Below are 16,839 nucleotides of genomic sequence, written 5' to 3'. Positions count from 1 at the left end.
AAAAATAAACTACTTTAGCCGTATGCAACAGCCATAAAATCGAGGGCTGATCATACACTGACAGAGAGCTAGCGACTAGTTGGATATCATGCCCCAGAGCGGCATTACTGGTTTTTGGGGGTGGGACTGAATAGTTCGCGGCTGCGCAAGGGCTTGTTGCCCAAATGGGCCTGAAGGGCCTGACGACAGAGTAATTTTGCGGCTCGGCGAGCGGGCTCGTTAAAATCACCACTGGCAATAGCAAGAATATCTTCGCCCCTAAATACTGAAGCGGTTATCGGCCCATTGGGCTCCAATAAGACAAAACCACGATCTGGGTAGAAACGGTATTGCTGATCAGCCTTCAGAGCTGCACCACTCTCGCTATCTGCTGATAAATCAAAACCATAGCCCAATTCTGATAGCAGGCTTAATTCAAAATGCCGTAACACCACATCGATGGTCGCATTATCTAACAGGCTCTTGCTAACCCATTCATACAGCGTGTAGATCTCACTATGCTGCTCATCGGCTTGCAATAAACGGCTCAGCAACTCGTTGACATACAAACCACTAAACAACTGTTTGCCTTGCAGTGCGATGGGCACGCCTCGGCTTTCAAATTGGGTAATGGTTTTTAATTCGCTTTTGCCGCTCCAACTAATTAATAGTGAAACGAAGGGCTGGAGAATACTGCGGCGTTGTTTGGCGCTTTTGCTATTGGAGCGCACACCTTTAACCACCCCACTGACTCGGCCATAATCCGGCGTTAAAAAATCGACAATTAAACTGCTATCGCGGTAGTTGCGGGTATGAAGAATATACGCTGGCTGGGATTCAATACGCATAAAGTCTAGTCAGACTAATCAAAATCGTTATAGCCGAGACTCTGTAGTGCACGTTCATCATCAGACCAACCGGATTTTACCTTAACCCAAAGTTTCAGCATAACTTTACGATCAAACATTTTTTCCATATCGACCCGTGCTTCCTGGCCGATCAATTTCAAGCGACTGCCTTTATTGCCAATCACAATACGCTTTTGCCCTTCCCGCTCGACTAGAATCAACGCATGAATATGCAGGCTTTTACCACTGTCTTTGAAGTCTTCAATCTCCACGGTCATGGCATAGGGGATTTCTTCACCCAGTTGGCGCATGATTTTTTCCCTGACCATTTCTGCGGCCATAAAACGAGAGCTGCGGTCTGTCACCTGGTCTTCAGGGTAAAAATGAATATCCTGAGGAAGGCGCTGATTGATACTGTTTTCAAGGTTGTCGAGATTGGTACCATTCAGGGCTGACAGCGGGACGATTTCTGCAAAATCCATTTTGGTATTGCACTCTTCAAGAAAGGGCAACAGTTTGGATTTATCTTTAATCTGGTCGACTTTATTGATAACCAGTATCACCGGGCAATCGGCCCGCTTGACCTGTTGTAATACCCATTCGTCTTCATCGGTCCATATTCCCCGCTCAACCACAAAGACCACCACATCGACATCGGTAATGGTCGAACTGGCGGCACGGTTCATATAGCGGTTAATGGCTTTATCGGATTCGCTGCCTTTGTGGATACCCGGTGTATCAACGAAGATTGCCTGAGTATCACCCTCGGTTTTAATGCCCAGCAAACGATGCCGTGTGGTCTGCGGTTTACGGGAGGTAATACTGATTTTTTGCCCAAGGATATGGTTGAGCAACGTCGATTTGCCGACATTGGGTCGGCCGACAATGGCTACATATCCACAGCGTGTTTGATCTGTCATAAGCGTTCTATAAATTTAGGGGCTTGGCTATTTGCGATGCTGCAAGAGCTCAAAAGCTGCCTTGGCAGCAATTTGCTCAGCTTCACGGCGATTACTGGCAACGCCTTGAAAACCTTGTTGCAAATGTTCTATTTGGCATTCTACTGTAAATTGCTGCTGATGATCACTCCCCGTTGTCGTTACTAGTTCATAACGGGGTAGTGACTGCTTTCTGGACTGTAATAATTCCTGCAAGCGGGTCTTCGCGTCTTTGACGGTGCCTTGTACGGTCATGGATGCCAGCCGAGATTGATACCAGCGCCCAACATGCTCGCGGCAAACATCCATCCCGCCATCAAGGTACATGGCTCCAATCAGGGCTTCTACCGCATCCGCTAAAATTGACTCACGGCGATGACCGCCACTTTTCATTTCACCCGGGCCTAAGCGCAAAAAATCACCCAGTTCAAATTCCAGAGCTATTTCAGCCAGGGTTTTACCCTTCACCAGTTGCGCTCGCATCCGGCTTAAATCACCTTCACGGCAATCGGGAAATTGTTTGAACAGCGCTTCCGCCATTAAGTAGTTAACAATAGAGTCACCTAGAAACTCCAGCCGCTCATTATTTTTAGCCCCCACACTGCGGTGAGTCAGGGCAAGATCAACCAATGAGGTATCAGTGAACGAGTGGCCTAAACGGCGAATAAGGATATCGATACTGGGAGAATGCTCAGCCACTAAGAATATATGCTCTTTAGGTTAGTCGGTTCTGAATTCATAGGCCAGGTCGTCAAACTTCACCACAATGTCTATGTTAGCTATAAATGGCATGCGTTTTTCGTAATTGGCATTAATTGTCGTCATGCCTTTTTTACGGCTGATGGATACTGCCCTGGCATTGGTATCTTCAACCATATTCATTTCAAAAGATTTACTGATTTTCCTACGGATCTCACCGGTAGATTTACCCTTAAAAGCGTCCTCATCAATAGCTTGCTCAATAGCCGACGCCACCGATGAATGCTCCATATAAACCGGTATTAACTTTAGAGCACAGGTTAATGCAAAAGCACCTAGTACCATAAAGCCAAGCAAGCCTGTTACTGTCCAACCAGCCTGATGATTTTTACTGTTCATTACGAGCCATCCCCTTTTATTCTATAGTCATTTGAGTCTAGCGCTTTTTAACGCTTTTGCTCAGTATCAGTCGACAATTTACTGAATTGCCCCCATACGACTAAAGGTAGGGATATCACCAAAGCTGGGCCAATGCAGCCAAATGGCAAAGGCTTTACCAACAATACGCTCTTCAGGTACTGGTCCCCAGGAACGGCTATCGGCGCTATTGTCACGATTATCACCCATCATCCAATAATAACCGGGCTTAACAGTAATCGAAAAATCGCCATACTGGTCAGTAATCGGCGTAATGGTCCGCCGGCGCAATGAGCTGTGGGATAAATGCTCTACCCCATCCAGGTCTTCAGAAAACATACGTACCTGTGGGTTAATCGGTGGTAATTCTGCCAACAGGGTTTGCTCCATCACTTTGCCATTAATGGTAAGCACTTTATTTTTATAAGTAATTTGGTCTCCGGGCAAGCCGATAACACGCTTAATAAAATAGATATCTTTGTGGGGTGGGAAAAACACCATGGAGTCACCGCGCTCTGGTTCGCCAACTTCAACAATCTTAGTGCCGACAACTGGCAGGCGCAGGCCGTAGGTAAATTTATTCACTAGAATATAGTCACCCACCAGCAAGGTGGGGACCATTGAGCCCGATGGAATTTGGAAGGGCTCAATCACAAAGGAGCGCAACACTAAAACAAAGGCCAGCACTGGGAAAAAGGATTTGGCATATTCACCAACCACCATATCCTGACCAAAGTACATGGACAGTGACTCGCGCTGCTCCTGGGTATATTTTGCCAGATAATCGGCAACCGCCTTCGACTCAATATAAGCGTTTCTAGCGCCGGCAAATATCAGTTTATCCAAGCCGCTAACCACACCCGACAGCAAGGTTAACATCACTAACACAAATGCAAAGTCGCCATCTTTGACCAACACCACTGAGGCTGCCCAAGCTATCCATATCACGGCAGTAAATTTAAATAGCAATTCATTCCAGGCTGGCATGGTGTCCGCTTGCAGTTGTTCGGCGGGTAATTGTTTGCCACTGGCAATTAACTCGTTAAGTTTGTCTTGCTGTTGTGGACGCGCCATTTTTTCCTGTACGAACCAAATCACCAGTGACACACAGGAAATAATAATGAGAATTGTATCGACCATAAGGAATTCCGTTTAATACTCTTTTATTGTTTATATTGGGCTACAGGATCAACTATCCATTTTTAGTACGGCTAAAAAGGCGCTCTGTGGAATTTCAACACTGCCCACTTGCTTCATACGCTTTTTACCGGCTTTTTGCTTCTCTAACAGTTTACGTTTACGGGAGACATCACCCCCATAACATTTGGCGGTAACATTTTTACGCAAGGCTTTTACCGTTTGCCGGGCAACTACCTGACCACCAATAGCAGCCTGTATAGCCACATCAAACATTTGCCGGTGAATCAGTTCTTTCATTTTTTCAGTCAGGCCACGCCCCTTCGACTGGGCATGATCACGGTGCACAATCATAGCGAGGGCATCAACCCTATCGCCATTAATTAATACATCCAGACGCACCAGATTGGCCACTTGAAAACGATCAAAGCTGTAATCCAACGACGCATAGCCACGACTCACTGACTTTAGTCGATCAAAGAAATCCATCACCACTTCATTCATGGGTATTTCATAGCTTAATGAAACCTGATGACCGAGAAACTGCATATCTTTTTGCACGCCACGCTTTTCAACACAGAGGGAGATAACATTGCCGAGATAATCCTGCGGCACCAGTATATTGACGTCAGCAATAGGTTCGCGGATTTCATTAATCACCCCAATATCCGGCAGTGCCGATGGGTTATCAACCATCACTATATCGCCGTTATTTTTTTCAACTTCATAGATAACGGTGGGGGCGGTGGTAATCAGGTCCAGATTATATTCACGCTCTAAGCGCTCCTGAATAATCTCCATATGCAACATACCCAGGAAGCCAATACGGAAACCAAAGCCCAACGCATCGGAGCTTTCAGGTTCGTAAAACAATGAGGCATCATTAAGAGTCAACTTGGCTAGAGCATCGCGGAAATCTTCATAATCGTCTGAGGATACCGTGAACATCCCCGCATAGACCTGCGGCTTTATAGTTTGGAAACCGGGTAGCTGTTCGACTTCCGGGGTTTTGGCATGGGTAATGGTGTCACCGACAGGCGCACCGTGAATATCTTTAATACCTGCAACCACAAAGCCAACTTCGCCCGCTTTCAGGCAACCGGTTTCTTTACGTTTTGGCGTAAAGATACCCACGCTATCAACAATATGTTGTTTGCCCTGGGATTTCATAATGATTTTATCGCCCTTATTGAGCTCACCATGTTTAACCCGAACCAGAGAGACCACACCCAGATAGTTATCAAACCAGGAATCGATAATCAACGCCTGCAAATCGCCATCCACATTGCCCTCTGGCGGTGGAATTAATTCCACTAACTGTTCCAGCAGCTCTTCCAGGCCCATGCCGGATTTGGCACTAACGGGTATGGCATCCGTGGCATCAAGACCGATAATTTCTTCAATCTCTTTTTTAACATTCTCTGGCTCTGCCTGTGGCAGGTCCATTTTGTTCAGCACCGGCAACACTTCAAGCCCCTGCTCTATCGCCGTATAACAGTTGGCAACTGACTGGGCTTCAACCCCCTGTGCAGCATCAACCACTAACAAGGCACCTTCACAAGCGGCCAGTGAACGTGACACCTCGTAGGAGAAATCAACATGCCCCGGGGTATCGATAAAGTTGAACTGGTAGGTTTTACCGTCCTGAGCACTGTAGTTAAGCGTGACGCTCTGGGCTTTGATAGTAATACCGCGCTCACGCTCAATATCCATAGAATCGAGCACCTGCTCATCCATTTCACGGGCGCTTAAGCCGCCGCAAATCTGGATAAAGCGATCGGCAAGGGTCGATTTACCATGGTCGATATGGGCAATAATGGAAAAATTACGAATTAAGTCTAAATCACTCACTAACTAATACACCGCTGGGACAAGAATAGGCAAGCGCGCGATTTTACAGCAAAGCCCCTTTCGGCGCTATGGGGAGAGGCGATCTAAGGCCAGTAAATAAGTGGGGTAAAGCGCAATTTAGGCCGGTTCGACAAAGTTAACCGGGGCAATAGCGGGATTAGGTTTTTTGGGCAAGACAATGGGCTGTAAATCCATATTGTTGCGGTTGATCGAAGCATGGTATTTGACCCCTGCCAAACCCGCGATAAAGCCAAGCACAGCCCCCAAAAACGCGGCAAGATCGCCCTGCCAGAACGCAGAAACCAGCAAGGTACCCGCTAATAAGCTGATCAGGGGCAGCAGGTAAACCAGTAGAGCGCCAGTCACCAAAACCTGTTCTGGAATACTGATATCCACTTCATCATCCACGGCAAAATCGCTGGCGGGCTGATCTCGCAGTAAGACTCGCATATGGTTGAGGCGGCCAGCAGTGGCCTTATTGAGAATACCGTGACCACAGCCCTTTTGCGCACTGCAGCTATTGCAGGTGCTCTGCCTTATGGTTTCAACCCATAAGCAATCCGTTTCAATGGCGACAACGCGGCCGGTCTCTTTAATCATGGGGCTAATCTTAACCGATCTAGCGGTGTTTTATTAGCTAAGGTTTTACTAAAGCGATGGATCGCGCAATCTGCTGCGCGGTTTTGGCGGGGATCTCACCCACGACGGTAACCCGGTGGGGGCTACCCGAAAGGTCAATAGCCCTGGAATAAGCCGTGGTAGCGCCCTTCTGGGCATGGCCTTCGATATGTTGTGAGGGGGTTTTGTTGCCCGACTCACGCTCCAGAAAGACTGAAAATACGGTCATACCGTCGGTAAAGGTGGCCATATCGTCTTCAGTAACAAAGTTCTGGTTGGCCACGGTTGAGGTAAAACCACCGGGTAGCCACTGCACTTTCCAATGCTGATCACCCGCTGCCATCGCTTTCCGAGCGGCAACCGGCGCTGCGTGGTCGGGGTGATAGGCCTCCTGTGCACCAGCAAAGTCTTGCTTGGTCAGCTTGGCATTCAGATGAATTTCTACGTACTGAAAACGCTCCAACACTTTATCCTTGGGGCCAATCAACTCCGAGCGCAGCAACAGACCAGAGGCTTTATCCAGAGAGAGGCGATAGCCAAAGCGATGGGTATCCTTTGGGCTAATCGTAAGATTAATAGTGGCACGGCCTGCCACTCTATCCATGCCCGTTACGGTAAACGTGTAGTAGTCATCGAGGCTAGCGTTTTGCGTGGTGGTTTTAAGGTTTTGTTGGTGCTGGTAAAAACGAACTAATTGATGACCGGGGTGAATACAGTCCAGTTTGTGACCACGGCGAATAATTTCTCGCTTGTCACCATCCATATACTCCAGTCGCTCATATTCTTTGCCGTCTATAACAGCATGGGCAATACGCAGTGATTCGATGGAGTCTCCGCGCTGAAAACTGAAGGTGCCCTGATAATTGCGCTCCATAAAACTATGGGACATTTTATCCAGCAATAAGCGCGGATCAGATTCGGCAGCCAGACTTAAAGCCGGGGATATCAGCAGCAGTAATATCGTTAGCAGGGAGAATAAAGACAAAACGGTTAATCCTGTAAAAAAACCAACATCAACAAATTAGTTTGCCGACCGCTTACTGCTCTTCAAAACTGGGCACACGGGCAAACGAAATCACACCCTGGCCATTATTTAATGCGGCACGTTCAGTATGGCGCAGAATATACTTTTCCAAACGCTTTTGCGCTTCTATATCAGCCGCCGCTTTAGTGGCCGCGTTATCACCGGGTAGTTCGCCTGAGGATAAGCTTACGGTACCGGTCGATGAAGCCTGCATGCTGGCAGCTTGCACTGGGTAAACCCGGCTGGCCACAGCAGCCTGAGAACTGCTAACAGTCGTGGCAACCGCAGGGCTGCTGTTTAAACCCTGGCTGGATTGATCAACAGTTTGTACACCAAAGACAACGACTACGGCAACTGAAGCGGCGACGGCAAAACCCGCTGCCGGCTGCCACCAGCGAGCTGGTTTTTCTACGGTATCTGTGGCTGCGCCTGCAGCAGCACTCTCTTCGGCAATCGCCATGCTCACTTGTTGGGAAATATCCAGATGGCGAAATTCAGAGCTTTGCTCGGTACTGTGTAAACTATCTCGGACTAAATGGTAGTTTGACCAGGAACGGTTAACCGTATCAGCATTTTCAGCAGCCAGTAGTCTGCGCAACTCCAGCTCATCAGCCTCCCCATCCATTAATGCGGATACTGATTCTCGTAGATGCTCACTCATTTAACATTCCTCAATCTTTTCTATAGCGGTTTAATCAATGTTTACAGGGTTGAAATACTGCCCTGTCAATTAAGTTTTCACTAGCGACAAACGCTCGGCGGCGGCTTCATCACCACCAAAAATCTGGCTTTGTACTTGCTTGTCGATGGCTTCCCGGGCACGGAAGATTCTGGAACGCACCGTACCCACCGGGCACTCCATCACATCAGCAATATCTTCATAACTCAGACCCTCAAATTCACGCAAAGTTACCGCGGCTCTCAAGTCTTCAGGCAACGCTTTCATCGCCTTCTCTACGACGGCCTTTAGCTCTTCACCGTAGAGCGCATTTTCCGGGTTTTCAATATCCCGCAGCGATGAAGCCGACTCGTAATATTCAGCATCTTCTACATCGACATCAGTAGCCGGTGGCCGACGATTCCTGGCGACCAGATAATTTTTTGCCGTATTAATAGCGATGCGATAAAGCCAGGTATAAAAAGCACTATCACCTCGAAATTTGGGCAGAGCCCTGAAGGCTTTGATAAAAGCCTCCTGAGCCACATCTTTGATCTCATCATGATCGCGAATATAGCGCGAGATAAGGCCAAAGATTTTGTGCTGATATTTCAGCACCAATAAGTCAAAAGCGCGGTTATCGCCCTTTTGCACACGCTCGACCAACTGCTGGTCTGATTGCTGTGACGTTGCCATTAACCCCTCCGATAGCCTGCGGGGTTGTGGCTTAGCGTTGTCAATCCCATTATTGGCAACCGGCGTTTTCTGCTCATATTGTCTGTTAGGTAGTCCCATATAAGATAGACCATCGCTTGTAGTAGCACCGTTCGATGCTGAAGCGCTTGTTGTTTTGATTGTACTGTCATCGGTTCTGTCTTGTTGGGATCTATGAGTGCCAGATGGGCAATTAGTTCAGCTAAGTACCCGATAATCTTCAAAAAAATATCTTCTGCTTGCCACAAACTGGCTATGGGGGTTTATACTACCCGCTTTTTAGCAGCTGCGCTCAATATTTAGTCAACCCTTAATCAACCCTTAAGCCACCTTATAATCAACCCTTAAGCCACTATGAACAAACACTTTCAACACGATGTGCTGATTATCGGCAGCGGCGCCGCCGGTTTAACCATGGCTTTGCAGCTTCCTAAGCACTTACAAGTTGCCGTTATCTGCAAAAGTGAGCTCAATGAGGGCTCAACCTTCTATGCTCAGGGTGGTATTGCAGCCGTATTAGATAATCAGGATAGTGTGGACTCCCATGTCGATGACACCATCGCTGCCGGTGCCAACCTCTGCCATAGCGATGCCGTGAAATTCACCGTTGAAAACAGCCGTAACACCATACAATGGCTGGTAGACCAGGGTGTGCAATTTAGCCGCAATACCGATGAGCAGCAGTCATTCCACCTGACCAAAGAAGGCGGCCATAGCCAGCGGCGTATTATCCACGCCGCCGATGCCACTGGCCGGGCTGTCTCTGAAACCCTTAGCCAACGGGCCCTTGAAGCCCCGAATGTGCATATTTATAACCAGCGAGTCGCCATTAACCTGATTATGGATAATGAGCGCTGCCAGGGCGCCTATGTACTCAACCGCAATACTGACCATGTTGACGTATTCCAGGCTAAATTTGTGGCACTGGCTACCGGTGGTGCCAGCAAGGCCTACCTCTATACCAGCAACCCCGATGGCGCCAGCGGCGACGGTATTGCTATGGCCTGGCGGGCCGGTTGCCGAGTCGCTAATATGGAATTTAACCAGTTTCACCCCACCTGCCTCTATCACTCTCAGGCCAAGTCATTTTTAATCACCGAAGCAATTCGTGGCGAAGGTGGCAGGTTGCTATTGCCTAATGGCGAACGGTTTATGGAACGCTTTGATAAGCGCGGTGAATTAGCCCCCAGAGATATTGTGGCCAGAGCAATTGACCATGAGATGAAGCGTTTGGGCAGCGATTGTGTCTATCTGGATATCAGCCATAAGTCACCGGAGTTTTTGCTGCATCACTTCCCCACAGTAAAAGCCCGCTGTCTGGAGCTAGGCATTGATATCACCCGTGACCCCATCCCGGTCGTTCCTGCTGCCCACTACACCTGCGGTGGTGTAATGGTCGATAGCCGCGGCCGTACCGATGTCGCCAATCTCTATGCTATTGGCGAAACCTCCTTTACCGGCTTGCATGGCGCTAACCGTATGGCCAGTAATTCTCTGCTGGAATGTATGGTCTATGGTCAATCCGCCGCTGCCGATATTGCGGCACAGCATGCGTCCGCACCAGAACCTACTACCGCTGCAGTGTGGGATGAATCACAGGTGACCAACTCCGATGAGGATGTAGTGATCTCCCACAACTGGGACGAAGTACGCCGGTTTATGTGGGACTATGTGGGTATTGTGCGTACCGATAAGCGCTTGCAACGAGCCCTGCGCAGAGCCAAATTACTGCAAAAAGAAATTAACGAGTATTACCGTAATTACAAAGTTTCTAACGACTTGATCGAGTTGCGCAATCTGGCCATGGTGGCGGAATTAATTATCCGCTCAGCCATTTCCCGCAAAGAAAGCCGCGGACTGCACTACACGCTGGACTATCCGGAAACCGATAGTAAAGCTATCGACACTATTCTGGACCCGGCAATCAAGGATTAATGCCCCCGGTCTTATACACGGGCTTATGTTTAAGCAGCACCCGCAACTGCCGCAGCAGCTCTGGACTACTGCTATCCGGCAGCAGTACGACAGGACAACAGCGACCCGTTTCTGAACGAAAATTTAGCACTATCAGCCAACGCCATACGGTGGCCGAGCGCAAATCTACCCACTCTGAATAGCCTGCTCGATAGAGCAACCAAGCCTGCTGACTGTACTGAATGCTATCCACCCAAGCCTTGTGGCCGGCATAGCAAAAGCGCCAAAGACAATAAACACCATGACTAATAATGACCATCACCAGCAAGCTAATCGCCAAGGTGGGCAACGCCAAATAACACAGGGAGAGAACTATCAAAGCATGCAGGCTAATCAGATAGCTGGCGACGTATTTAGAGGGCACTATTGCTAGACTTAAGACTGGAGTTTTCATAGGGCCATCCTTTGCCGCTATTGGAACAGGTTAACTACTGGGCTTTTGAACGGGAATAATCAATGATCTGTTGCACTATCGCCGCCAGCTCAGGATCCTCAGGTAAACCGCGGCCTAAAAACCAGGCAAACAGGTCATTGTCTTCACTCTCCAGCAGATTGATAAAACGCTGCTGGTTTAATTCATCCAATGATTTAAAACAGTTCTCCACAAAAGGCACCATAATTAAATCGAGTTCTAACATCCCTCGACGGCTAGCCCATAGCAGGCGGTTGTAGTCACTATCAGAAATCATTAAGGCAAAGCTTCCAGAGTTTATTTTGAAGCGGGTATTATAGCGAGATTAATGCGCCGCCGATACGCGAAACTGCCTGCCAATAGCTGACAGCCGCCAAGCAAACACATACTATAGGCTCCCATATTCCCATCTTAGGTAATCAAGCGACAATGGACGACCATCCCACCCCTCTCCACCCGGCATTGGCAGCGCTGAGTATTTCTTTTGAACACAGCAATATAGGTACCGCCGATAATTTTATTGCGCCACTGAGCCATTATGGTTTTTTGGCCATCACAGGGCCGGATACCGCCAAATTTCTTCAAGGTCAAACCACCTGTGATGTGACTAAGGTAGATGATCAGTTGAGTTGTGCCGGTGCTTACACCACTCCCAAGGGCCGTATAGTCAGCAGCTTTCAATTAGCCCGTACCGATGCAGAGTCCTATCTGTTAAGAATGCGTGCCGATATCGTGGACTCTACTCAGGCAGTGTTTGCCAAGTATATTGTGTTCTCTAAAGCCGAGCAGGAAAATGTTAGCGACACCTATATCGCGCTGGGGCTTTATGGGGAACAGGCTAAAGCTGCGGTTAGCGCAGCGTTTCAACGCTGCCCCAGCCAAGCCGGTGAAAGCGTTAATCAGCAAGGTAATCTGGCTATCCAAATCGATCAGGACGGCAAGCTTTACGAATGCTGGGTAAAAGCTGCCGATATCGCCAGTTTTTGGCCGCTCTTAAGTGAGAAGCTTATACCGCAAAGCTCACAGCACTGGGAATTACAGCTTATTCAGCGGGGCCTGGGTGAGGTCAGCGCCAATACGGTGGATAGCTTTATTCCGCAAATGCTTAATTACCAGCTGACCGGCGCGGTTAGCTTTACCAAAGGCTGCTATACCGGCCAGGAAGTGGTTGCGCGCATGGAGTACAAAGGCAAACTTAAGCGCCCCATGTACAGAATTAAAGTGGCTGCTATCGAACTGGAAGCGGGCACCGACCTTTACAGCACAGAGGGCGAACAAAGCATTGGCAATATCGTTAATAGTGTGACGATCGATGATCAACACAGCGAAGCCCTTGCGGTGATCACCAGCAAAGCCGTCGATCAGGGAACTGTGGTGGTTGGCACAGATAAAGCAACTATTGAGGTACTCTCGCTACCTTATGCTATAACTAATTGATAGCAGAACAAAAACCACCGCTAAATCACTCAGGACCCAGAATGAACGAACTAATCCTCCCGATCAAAGATGAGATTATCAAGGCTATTGAAACCGACCAATTGGTTTTGCCCACCCTGCCTGAGGTAGCCCTGCAAGTCAGGGAGGCAGCGGCGGATGAGGATATCGACATTCAAAAGCTATCCGGCGTTATCACCAATGATGCCGCCCTCTCGGCTCGAATTATCAAGGTAGCCAATAGCCCGCTATTGCGCGCCAACCGTGAAATAGAAGACCTGAAGATGGCGGTAGGCCGCCTCGGCGTGGATTACACCGCCAATCTGGCAACAGGCCTGGCGATGGAGCAAATGTTCCAGGCCACCTCGGATATTATTGATGAGAAAATGCGCGATGTCTGGAACCGCAGTACCGAAGTTGCAGGGATTAGCCACGTATTAACTCGCCACTACACCAACCTTAAACCAGATCAGGCCACTCTGGCCGGTCTGGTGCATAAAATTGGGGTACTGCCTGTACTGACCTACGCTGAAGATAACCGCAAACTGCTAAAAGATATTCCTATGCTGGAACAGCTGATCGAAATGGCTTACCCGGAAATTGGCCGCAAGATTCTCGAAGCCTGGGACTTCCCGGATTTACTGAAACTGGTGCCCGAAGAGCATGTGCACTTTGACCGCGAGGTCGATGCGGTGGATTATGCGGATGTGGTCATGGTTGCGAATTTGCAAAGCTATATTGGCACCGACCATCCACTAACCCATATGGACTGGAGTGCGATCAGCGCCTTTGATCGATTGGGCCTATCCCACGAGGTGAATTCCCATGAGGTTGAGGATTTGTCCGAGGATATGGAAGCGGCAATGGCTTTGCTGCAATAACCTTCCAGCTTAATGTACCCTCTCAACCTATGCATATCATCGTCATTCCCGCGCAGGCGGGAATGACAAATAGAGAGACAGCCCGTAGGGTGGATTATAATCCACCGGATATGGCTACTCTGAGCAGGGCCTTGGTGGATTATAATCCACCCTGCAAAGTCCACCCTTAGTTGATTTCCGAAAGCTCTGACTGACTTAAAACACCGACGCTTTGCCAGCAGTCTGGGGTCCCGACTGCACAGAAATGACGAGTAGAAAGGAAACGTGGAAATAGTAGTCAGGCATCTAGCCAGGCCCGAGCCTCTTCAAGCGAAGCAAATACTTCCACCTGCCAGGGCAAATTATCGGAAAGAAAACCATACATAGAAGCCAGCCCCTGCCGCGATTCATCCCCTGGCATAACGACAGCCTGCTTTACATCTGGAGAGGTCTTTGCCCACGCACCGACATGGGCAACCAGCCGATCGAGGTCTGCCACCGTCATATCGGCAATATCCGCCAGTGTCCAGTCACAGATAATGGTATGCAGATCATCTGCTTTAGCGCTGCCGCTAAAATGCAGCGTCGCCTCAATCAGGTCATCCACCCCCACCTTACCCAGATAGAGGTTATATAACTGATGTTTGCTTTCCCAGACAGACTTAATGCTCATTAATACAACTAATTTTGGTGGTTTAAGCTTAAGCATGGCTGCAAAAAGCCATAACTTCAAATGAAAACCAGCATTAAACCGACCAATCGATGGCCGGCTTACCCTGCTGCTGTAAATAAGCATTGGCTTGGGAAAAATGCCTACAGCCCAAAAAGCCACGATGGGCTGATAACGGCGATGGGTGCGGCGCTTTTAACACCAAGTGCTTATTGCTATCAATTAACTGGCCTTTCTTTTGTGCGTAACTGCCCCACAATAAAAATACCAGCCCTTCGCGCATCGCATTAAGCTGGGCAATAGCACGGTCGGTAAATTGCTCCCAACCTTGATGTTGATGCGCACCGGCATTGGCCTGTTCTACGGTTAGCGTTGCATTCAGTAACAATACCCCCTGCTCCGCCCAAGACTGTAAACAACCATGGGCAGGTATGGGCAACCCCATATCAGCATGAATCTCTTTATAAATATTTAATAGCGACGGTGGAATACGAATACCCGGCAATACCGAAAAACATAAGCCATGGGCCTGACCCGGGCCGTGATAAGGGTCCTGCCCCAATACCACTATCTTTACCTGATCAAAAGGTGTGGTATTAAAGGCATTAAACCAATCCTTACAGGGCGGGTAGATCACCTTGCCTGCCTGTTTTTCTGCCTGTAGAAAATTTTTCAGCGCCTGCATATAAGGCTGCTCAAACTCATCCCCCATCACGTTGAGCCATGAGGGGTCCATCTTAATATTGGGTGAATTGTTGCTCATAATAATCCCTATTTTCTGCTCCGTTTTTGATATAAACCATTAACATCGGAAGATTGAAAAGATAAACTGTGTACAGAACAAATATTACTGGAAACACTATGTCACAACAAACACCTTACCAACTACTGGGCGATGCAGGTATTCGCAAACTGGCGGACGCTTTTTACGAAGAAATGGATGCCCAGCCTCAGGCTGAAACCATCCGTGCCATGCACGCCGCCAATCTGGACTTGATCAAAGATAAACTCTACGAATACTTAAGTGGCTGGATGGGTGGCCCACCGATTTACTCTGAAAAATACGGCACGGTTTGCCTAACGGATCCCCATAAGCCCTACCCGATTGGACCGGACGAACGGGATCAATGGTTGGCCTGCATGGATGGTGCACTGGAGCGAATTGATGCGAGCGAAGAACTCAAAGAGATGTTAAAAGGCCCGATGTATCAAGTGGCCGATATTATTCGTAACCGCGATACGTCTGAGCCCATTGTTCAAGACCCTAACAGTATCCCGCTAACCAATCTGTAACCGCTTACTCGACAGGCTGCTGGTTAACCTCGGCAGCTAACTCATCAAAGACCTCTGCCCACTGGTCCATTTCTTTATTCAGTTTAGACCATTGCTTTTCGGTTAATGTCGGCTGTAGCGCCAAGACTAAATTGATGCCGTTAGTAAAATTCGCCTCCGTTAAACGAACATACTCGTCATCCCATAATTTCTGGGGCTCGACAAATAACAGGTTAATTCGGTCAGCAAACTCCGGCTCAGCCCGGTCATCCAGCGCAGCAACAAAATGGCTGGCCCAGCGCTTGCGGCTCTCAATCCAGGCACCGCTGGAGTCAGCCAGATTATCACTCCAATTGTCGATCGCCTGTTCCTGCTGATCATTTAAACGGCCAATCAGGCCACTTAAAAATTTCTCCACACCTTTGATACGATCCTTGGTGACTTTGTCCCGGTTACTGAGCAAATATTTCTTCTCCATTTTCTCAGTCACTTTATTTAATTGCTTTTCTATTCCTCTCACCTGTTTATCACTTAGAGAAGACATCAGGGCAATTACGTCTGGCTCCAAACGCTGCTGCAAGTCTGACCATAGCACCGTCATTTCATCCAGCCGCTGGCGCAGCAAGGCTTCGCTTAAGGGTTGCTGGAAGTCAGCTTGGGTCTGTCTGATTAAACGGCTGTATTCGGGTAACTGAGTCTGTTGATGCCACAGCAAGATCGCCTCAAGGCGCTGGTCAAACTCTACTTGCTGGTTTCTATCCCAGTCGACATAGTCATCCACCGACCATGCAATGACCCAGTCGAGAAAGCGGTAGGACACCTTGGCGGTACAGGACGTTAGGAAAAAGGCAGCCACCAGAACGAGTAATACCGAACGCAGCCTTAAGAACCTAATCGATGATGACAGACGCTGTAAATTCATAAGAAGTCTTTACTCAGTAAGTAACGGTTCTAACTATACACGTTTGTACGAAGAAATAGGCAATATGGATTCACTCTCACAAACAGCCACGATATTCCCGCGCAGGCGCATTGCTGCCCGGGGCCAATATCTGTATCTGGCTAGAGGTATGCCAGTGCCGAGCCTTGAAGGGATGATGGCCTACATTGGAAGTGACGCACGGGCCGGGGTTTCAGGGAACAGTCCCTAAAGACTCGTGAAACCAAAGCCCTCACAGCCTGTAGGGTGGATTATAATCCACCAAGCCCAGCCAGAAACCGCCATCATCGGTGGATTATAATCCACCCTACAGAAAGAAAGCGTAAACGTGCCAAGTGCGGAGCTGGCCAGCCACACTCAGCAAATCAACAACCCAAAAAGCAAGAAAACGACG

19 protein-coding genes are annotated in these 16,839 nt (G+C 48.6%); 4 read left to right on the top strand and 15 right to left on the bottom strand.

Annotated elements, in window-relative coordinates; translation table 11 throughout:
- Positions 1-104 precede the first annotated feature (104 nt).
- The 10 genes from recO to rpoE form a co-directional block, all read right to left on the bottom strand.
- On the bottom strand, positions 105-827 hold the full coding sequence (recO, locus tag BST96_RS15270) for a DNA repair protein RecO (RefSeq protein ID WP_085759535.1): 723 nt from the start codon (positions 825-827) through the stop codon (positions 105-107).
- Between the two features lie 14 nt (positions 828-841).
- Positions 842-1,747, bottom strand: coding sequence for a GTPase Era (gene era, locus BST96_RS15265; protein ID WP_085759534.1), 906 nt, complete (start codon positions 1,745-1,747; stop codon positions 842-844).
- A gap of 27 nt (positions 1,748-1,774) precedes the next feature.
- Entirely contained in the window at positions 1,775-2,464 is a 690-nt protein-coding gene (gene rnc / locus BST96_RS15260; RefSeq protein ID WP_206045352.1) for a ribonuclease III, read from the bottom strand.
- A gap of 21 nt (positions 2,465-2,485) precedes the next feature.
- Positions 2,486-2,863 carry a DUF4845 domain-containing protein gene (locus BST96_RS15255; RefSeq protein WP_085759533.1) on the bottom strand — a complete coding sequence of 126 codons (378 nt, stop codon included), beginning with the start codon at positions 2,861-2,863 and terminating at the stop codon, positions 2,486-2,488.
- Positions 2,864-2,941: 78 nt separating this feature from the next.
- Positions 2,942-4,021, bottom strand: coding sequence for a signal peptidase I (gene lepB, locus BST96_RS15250; RefSeq protein WP_085759532.1), 1,080 nt, complete (start codon positions 4,019-4,021; stop codon positions 2,942-2,944).
- A 48-nt stretch (positions 4,022-4,069) separates the two neighbouring features.
- Positions 4,070-5,869, bottom strand: coding sequence for a translation elongation factor 4 (gene lepA, locus BST96_RS15245; protein ID WP_085759531.1), 1,800 nt, complete (start codon positions 5,867-5,869; stop codon positions 4,070-4,072).
- Positions 5,870-5,986: 117 nt separating this feature from the next.
- Positions 5,987-6,469, bottom strand: a complete 483-nt coding sequence (locus BST96_RS15240; protein ID WP_085759530.1) for a SoxR reducing system RseC family protein — start codon at positions 6,467-6,469, stop codon at positions 5,987-5,989.
- A 37-nt stretch (positions 6,470-6,506) separates the two neighbouring features.
- Positions 6,507-7,472, bottom strand: coding sequence for a MucB/RseB C-terminal domain-containing protein (locus BST96_RS15235; RefSeq protein ID WP_085759529.1), 966 nt, complete (start codon positions 7,470-7,472; stop codon positions 6,507-6,509).
- Positions 7,473-7,524: 52 nt separating this feature from the next.
- A complete protein-coding gene (locus BST96_RS15230; RefSeq protein ID WP_085759528.1) occupies positions 7,525-8,172 on the bottom strand; it encodes a sigma-E factor negative regulatory protein in 648 nt (215 codons plus the stop codon).
- A gap of 69 nt (positions 8,173-8,241) precedes the next feature.
- Positions 8,242-8,865, bottom strand: coding sequence for an RNA polymerase sigma factor RpoE (gene rpoE, locus BST96_RS15225; RefSeq protein ID WP_157117981.1), 624 nt, complete (start codon positions 8,863-8,865; stop codon positions 8,242-8,244).
- A gap of 372 nt (positions 8,866-9,237) precedes the next feature.
- Between rpoE and nadB the strand changes: the two genes are divergently transcribed.
- Positions 9,238-10,818: an L-aspartate oxidase gene (gene nadB / locus BST96_RS15220; RefSeq protein ID WP_085759526.1), complete on the top strand. Its 1,581-nt coding sequence runs from the start codon at positions 9,238-9,240 to the stop codon at positions 10,816-10,818.
- Here the strand turns inward: nadB and BST96_RS15215 are convergent.
- Both BST96_RS15215 and BST96_RS15210 read right to left on the bottom strand, forming a co-directional pair.
- Entirely contained in the window at positions 10,808-11,251 is a 444-nt protein-coding gene (locus tag BST96_RS15215; RefSeq protein ID WP_085759525.1) for a protein YgfX, read from the bottom strand. The genes nadB and BST96_RS15215 overlap by 11 nt on opposite strands.
- A 34-nt stretch (positions 11,252-11,285) precedes the next feature.
- A complete protein-coding gene (locus BST96_RS15210) occupies positions 11,286-11,546 on the bottom strand; it encodes an FAD assembly factor SdhE (protein ID WP_085759524.1) in 261 nt (86 codons plus the stop codon).
- Between the two features lie 152 nt (positions 11,547-11,698).
- Here BST96_RS15210 and ygfZ point away from each other — a divergent pair, with 152 nt between their 5' ends.
- Positions 11,699-12,706, top strand: coding sequence for a CAF17-like 4Fe-4S cluster assembly/insertion protein YgfZ (ygfZ, locus tag BST96_RS15205; protein WP_085759523.1), 1,008 nt, complete (start codon positions 11,699-11,701; stop codon positions 12,704-12,706).
- A 41-nt stretch (positions 12,707-12,747) separates the two neighbouring features.
- Positions 12,748-13,584 carry an HDOD domain-containing protein gene (locus BST96_RS15200; RefSeq protein WP_085759522.1) on the top strand — a complete coding sequence of 279 codons (837 nt, stop codon included), beginning with the start codon at positions 12,748-12,750 and terminating at the stop codon, positions 13,582-13,584.
- 277 nt (positions 13,585-13,861) lie between these two features.
- Here BST96_RS15200 and BST96_RS15195 read toward each other — a convergent pair whose 3' ends face one another.
- Together BST96_RS15195 and ung are read right to left on the bottom strand one after the other, a co-directional pair.
- The gene (locus BST96_RS15195) at positions 13,862-14,236 is read right to left on the bottom strand and encodes a hypothetical protein (RefSeq protein WP_157117980.1); all 375 of its coding nucleotides are present in this window, start codon (positions 14,234-14,236) and stop codon (positions 13,862-13,864) included.
- 73 nt (positions 14,237-14,309) lie between these two features.
- A complete protein-coding gene (ung, locus tag BST96_RS15190; protein ID WP_085759520.1) occupies positions 14,310-14,996 on the bottom strand; it encodes a uracil-DNA glycosylase in 687 nt (228 codons plus the stop codon).
- 98 nt (positions 14,997-15,094) lie between these two features.
- Between ung and BST96_RS15185 the strand changes: the two genes are divergently transcribed.
- Positions 15,095-15,526 carry a group II truncated hemoglobin gene (locus BST96_RS15185; RefSeq protein ID WP_085759519.1) on the top strand — a complete coding sequence of 144 codons (432 nt, stop codon included), beginning with the start codon at positions 15,095-15,097 and terminating at the stop codon, positions 15,524-15,526.
- Between the two features lie 4 nt (positions 15,527-15,530).
- Here BST96_RS15185 and BST96_RS15180 read toward each other — a convergent pair whose 3' ends face one another.
- Positions 15,531-16,427, bottom strand: coding sequence for a DUF6279 family lipoprotein (locus tag BST96_RS15180; RefSeq protein WP_085759518.1), 897 nt, complete (start codon positions 16,425-16,427; stop codon positions 15,531-15,533).
- Positions 16,428-16,839: the final 412 nt, after the last annotated feature.

The sequence above is a fragment of the Oceanicoccus sagamiensis genome (assembly GCF_002117105.1).
In the GTDB taxonomy this organism is placed as follows: Bacteria; Pseudomonadota; Gammaproteobacteria; order Pseudomonadales; family Dasaniaceae; genus Oceanicoccus; species Oceanicoccus sagamiensis.
This window is presented reverse-complemented; position numbering and strand designations above follow the sequence as displayed.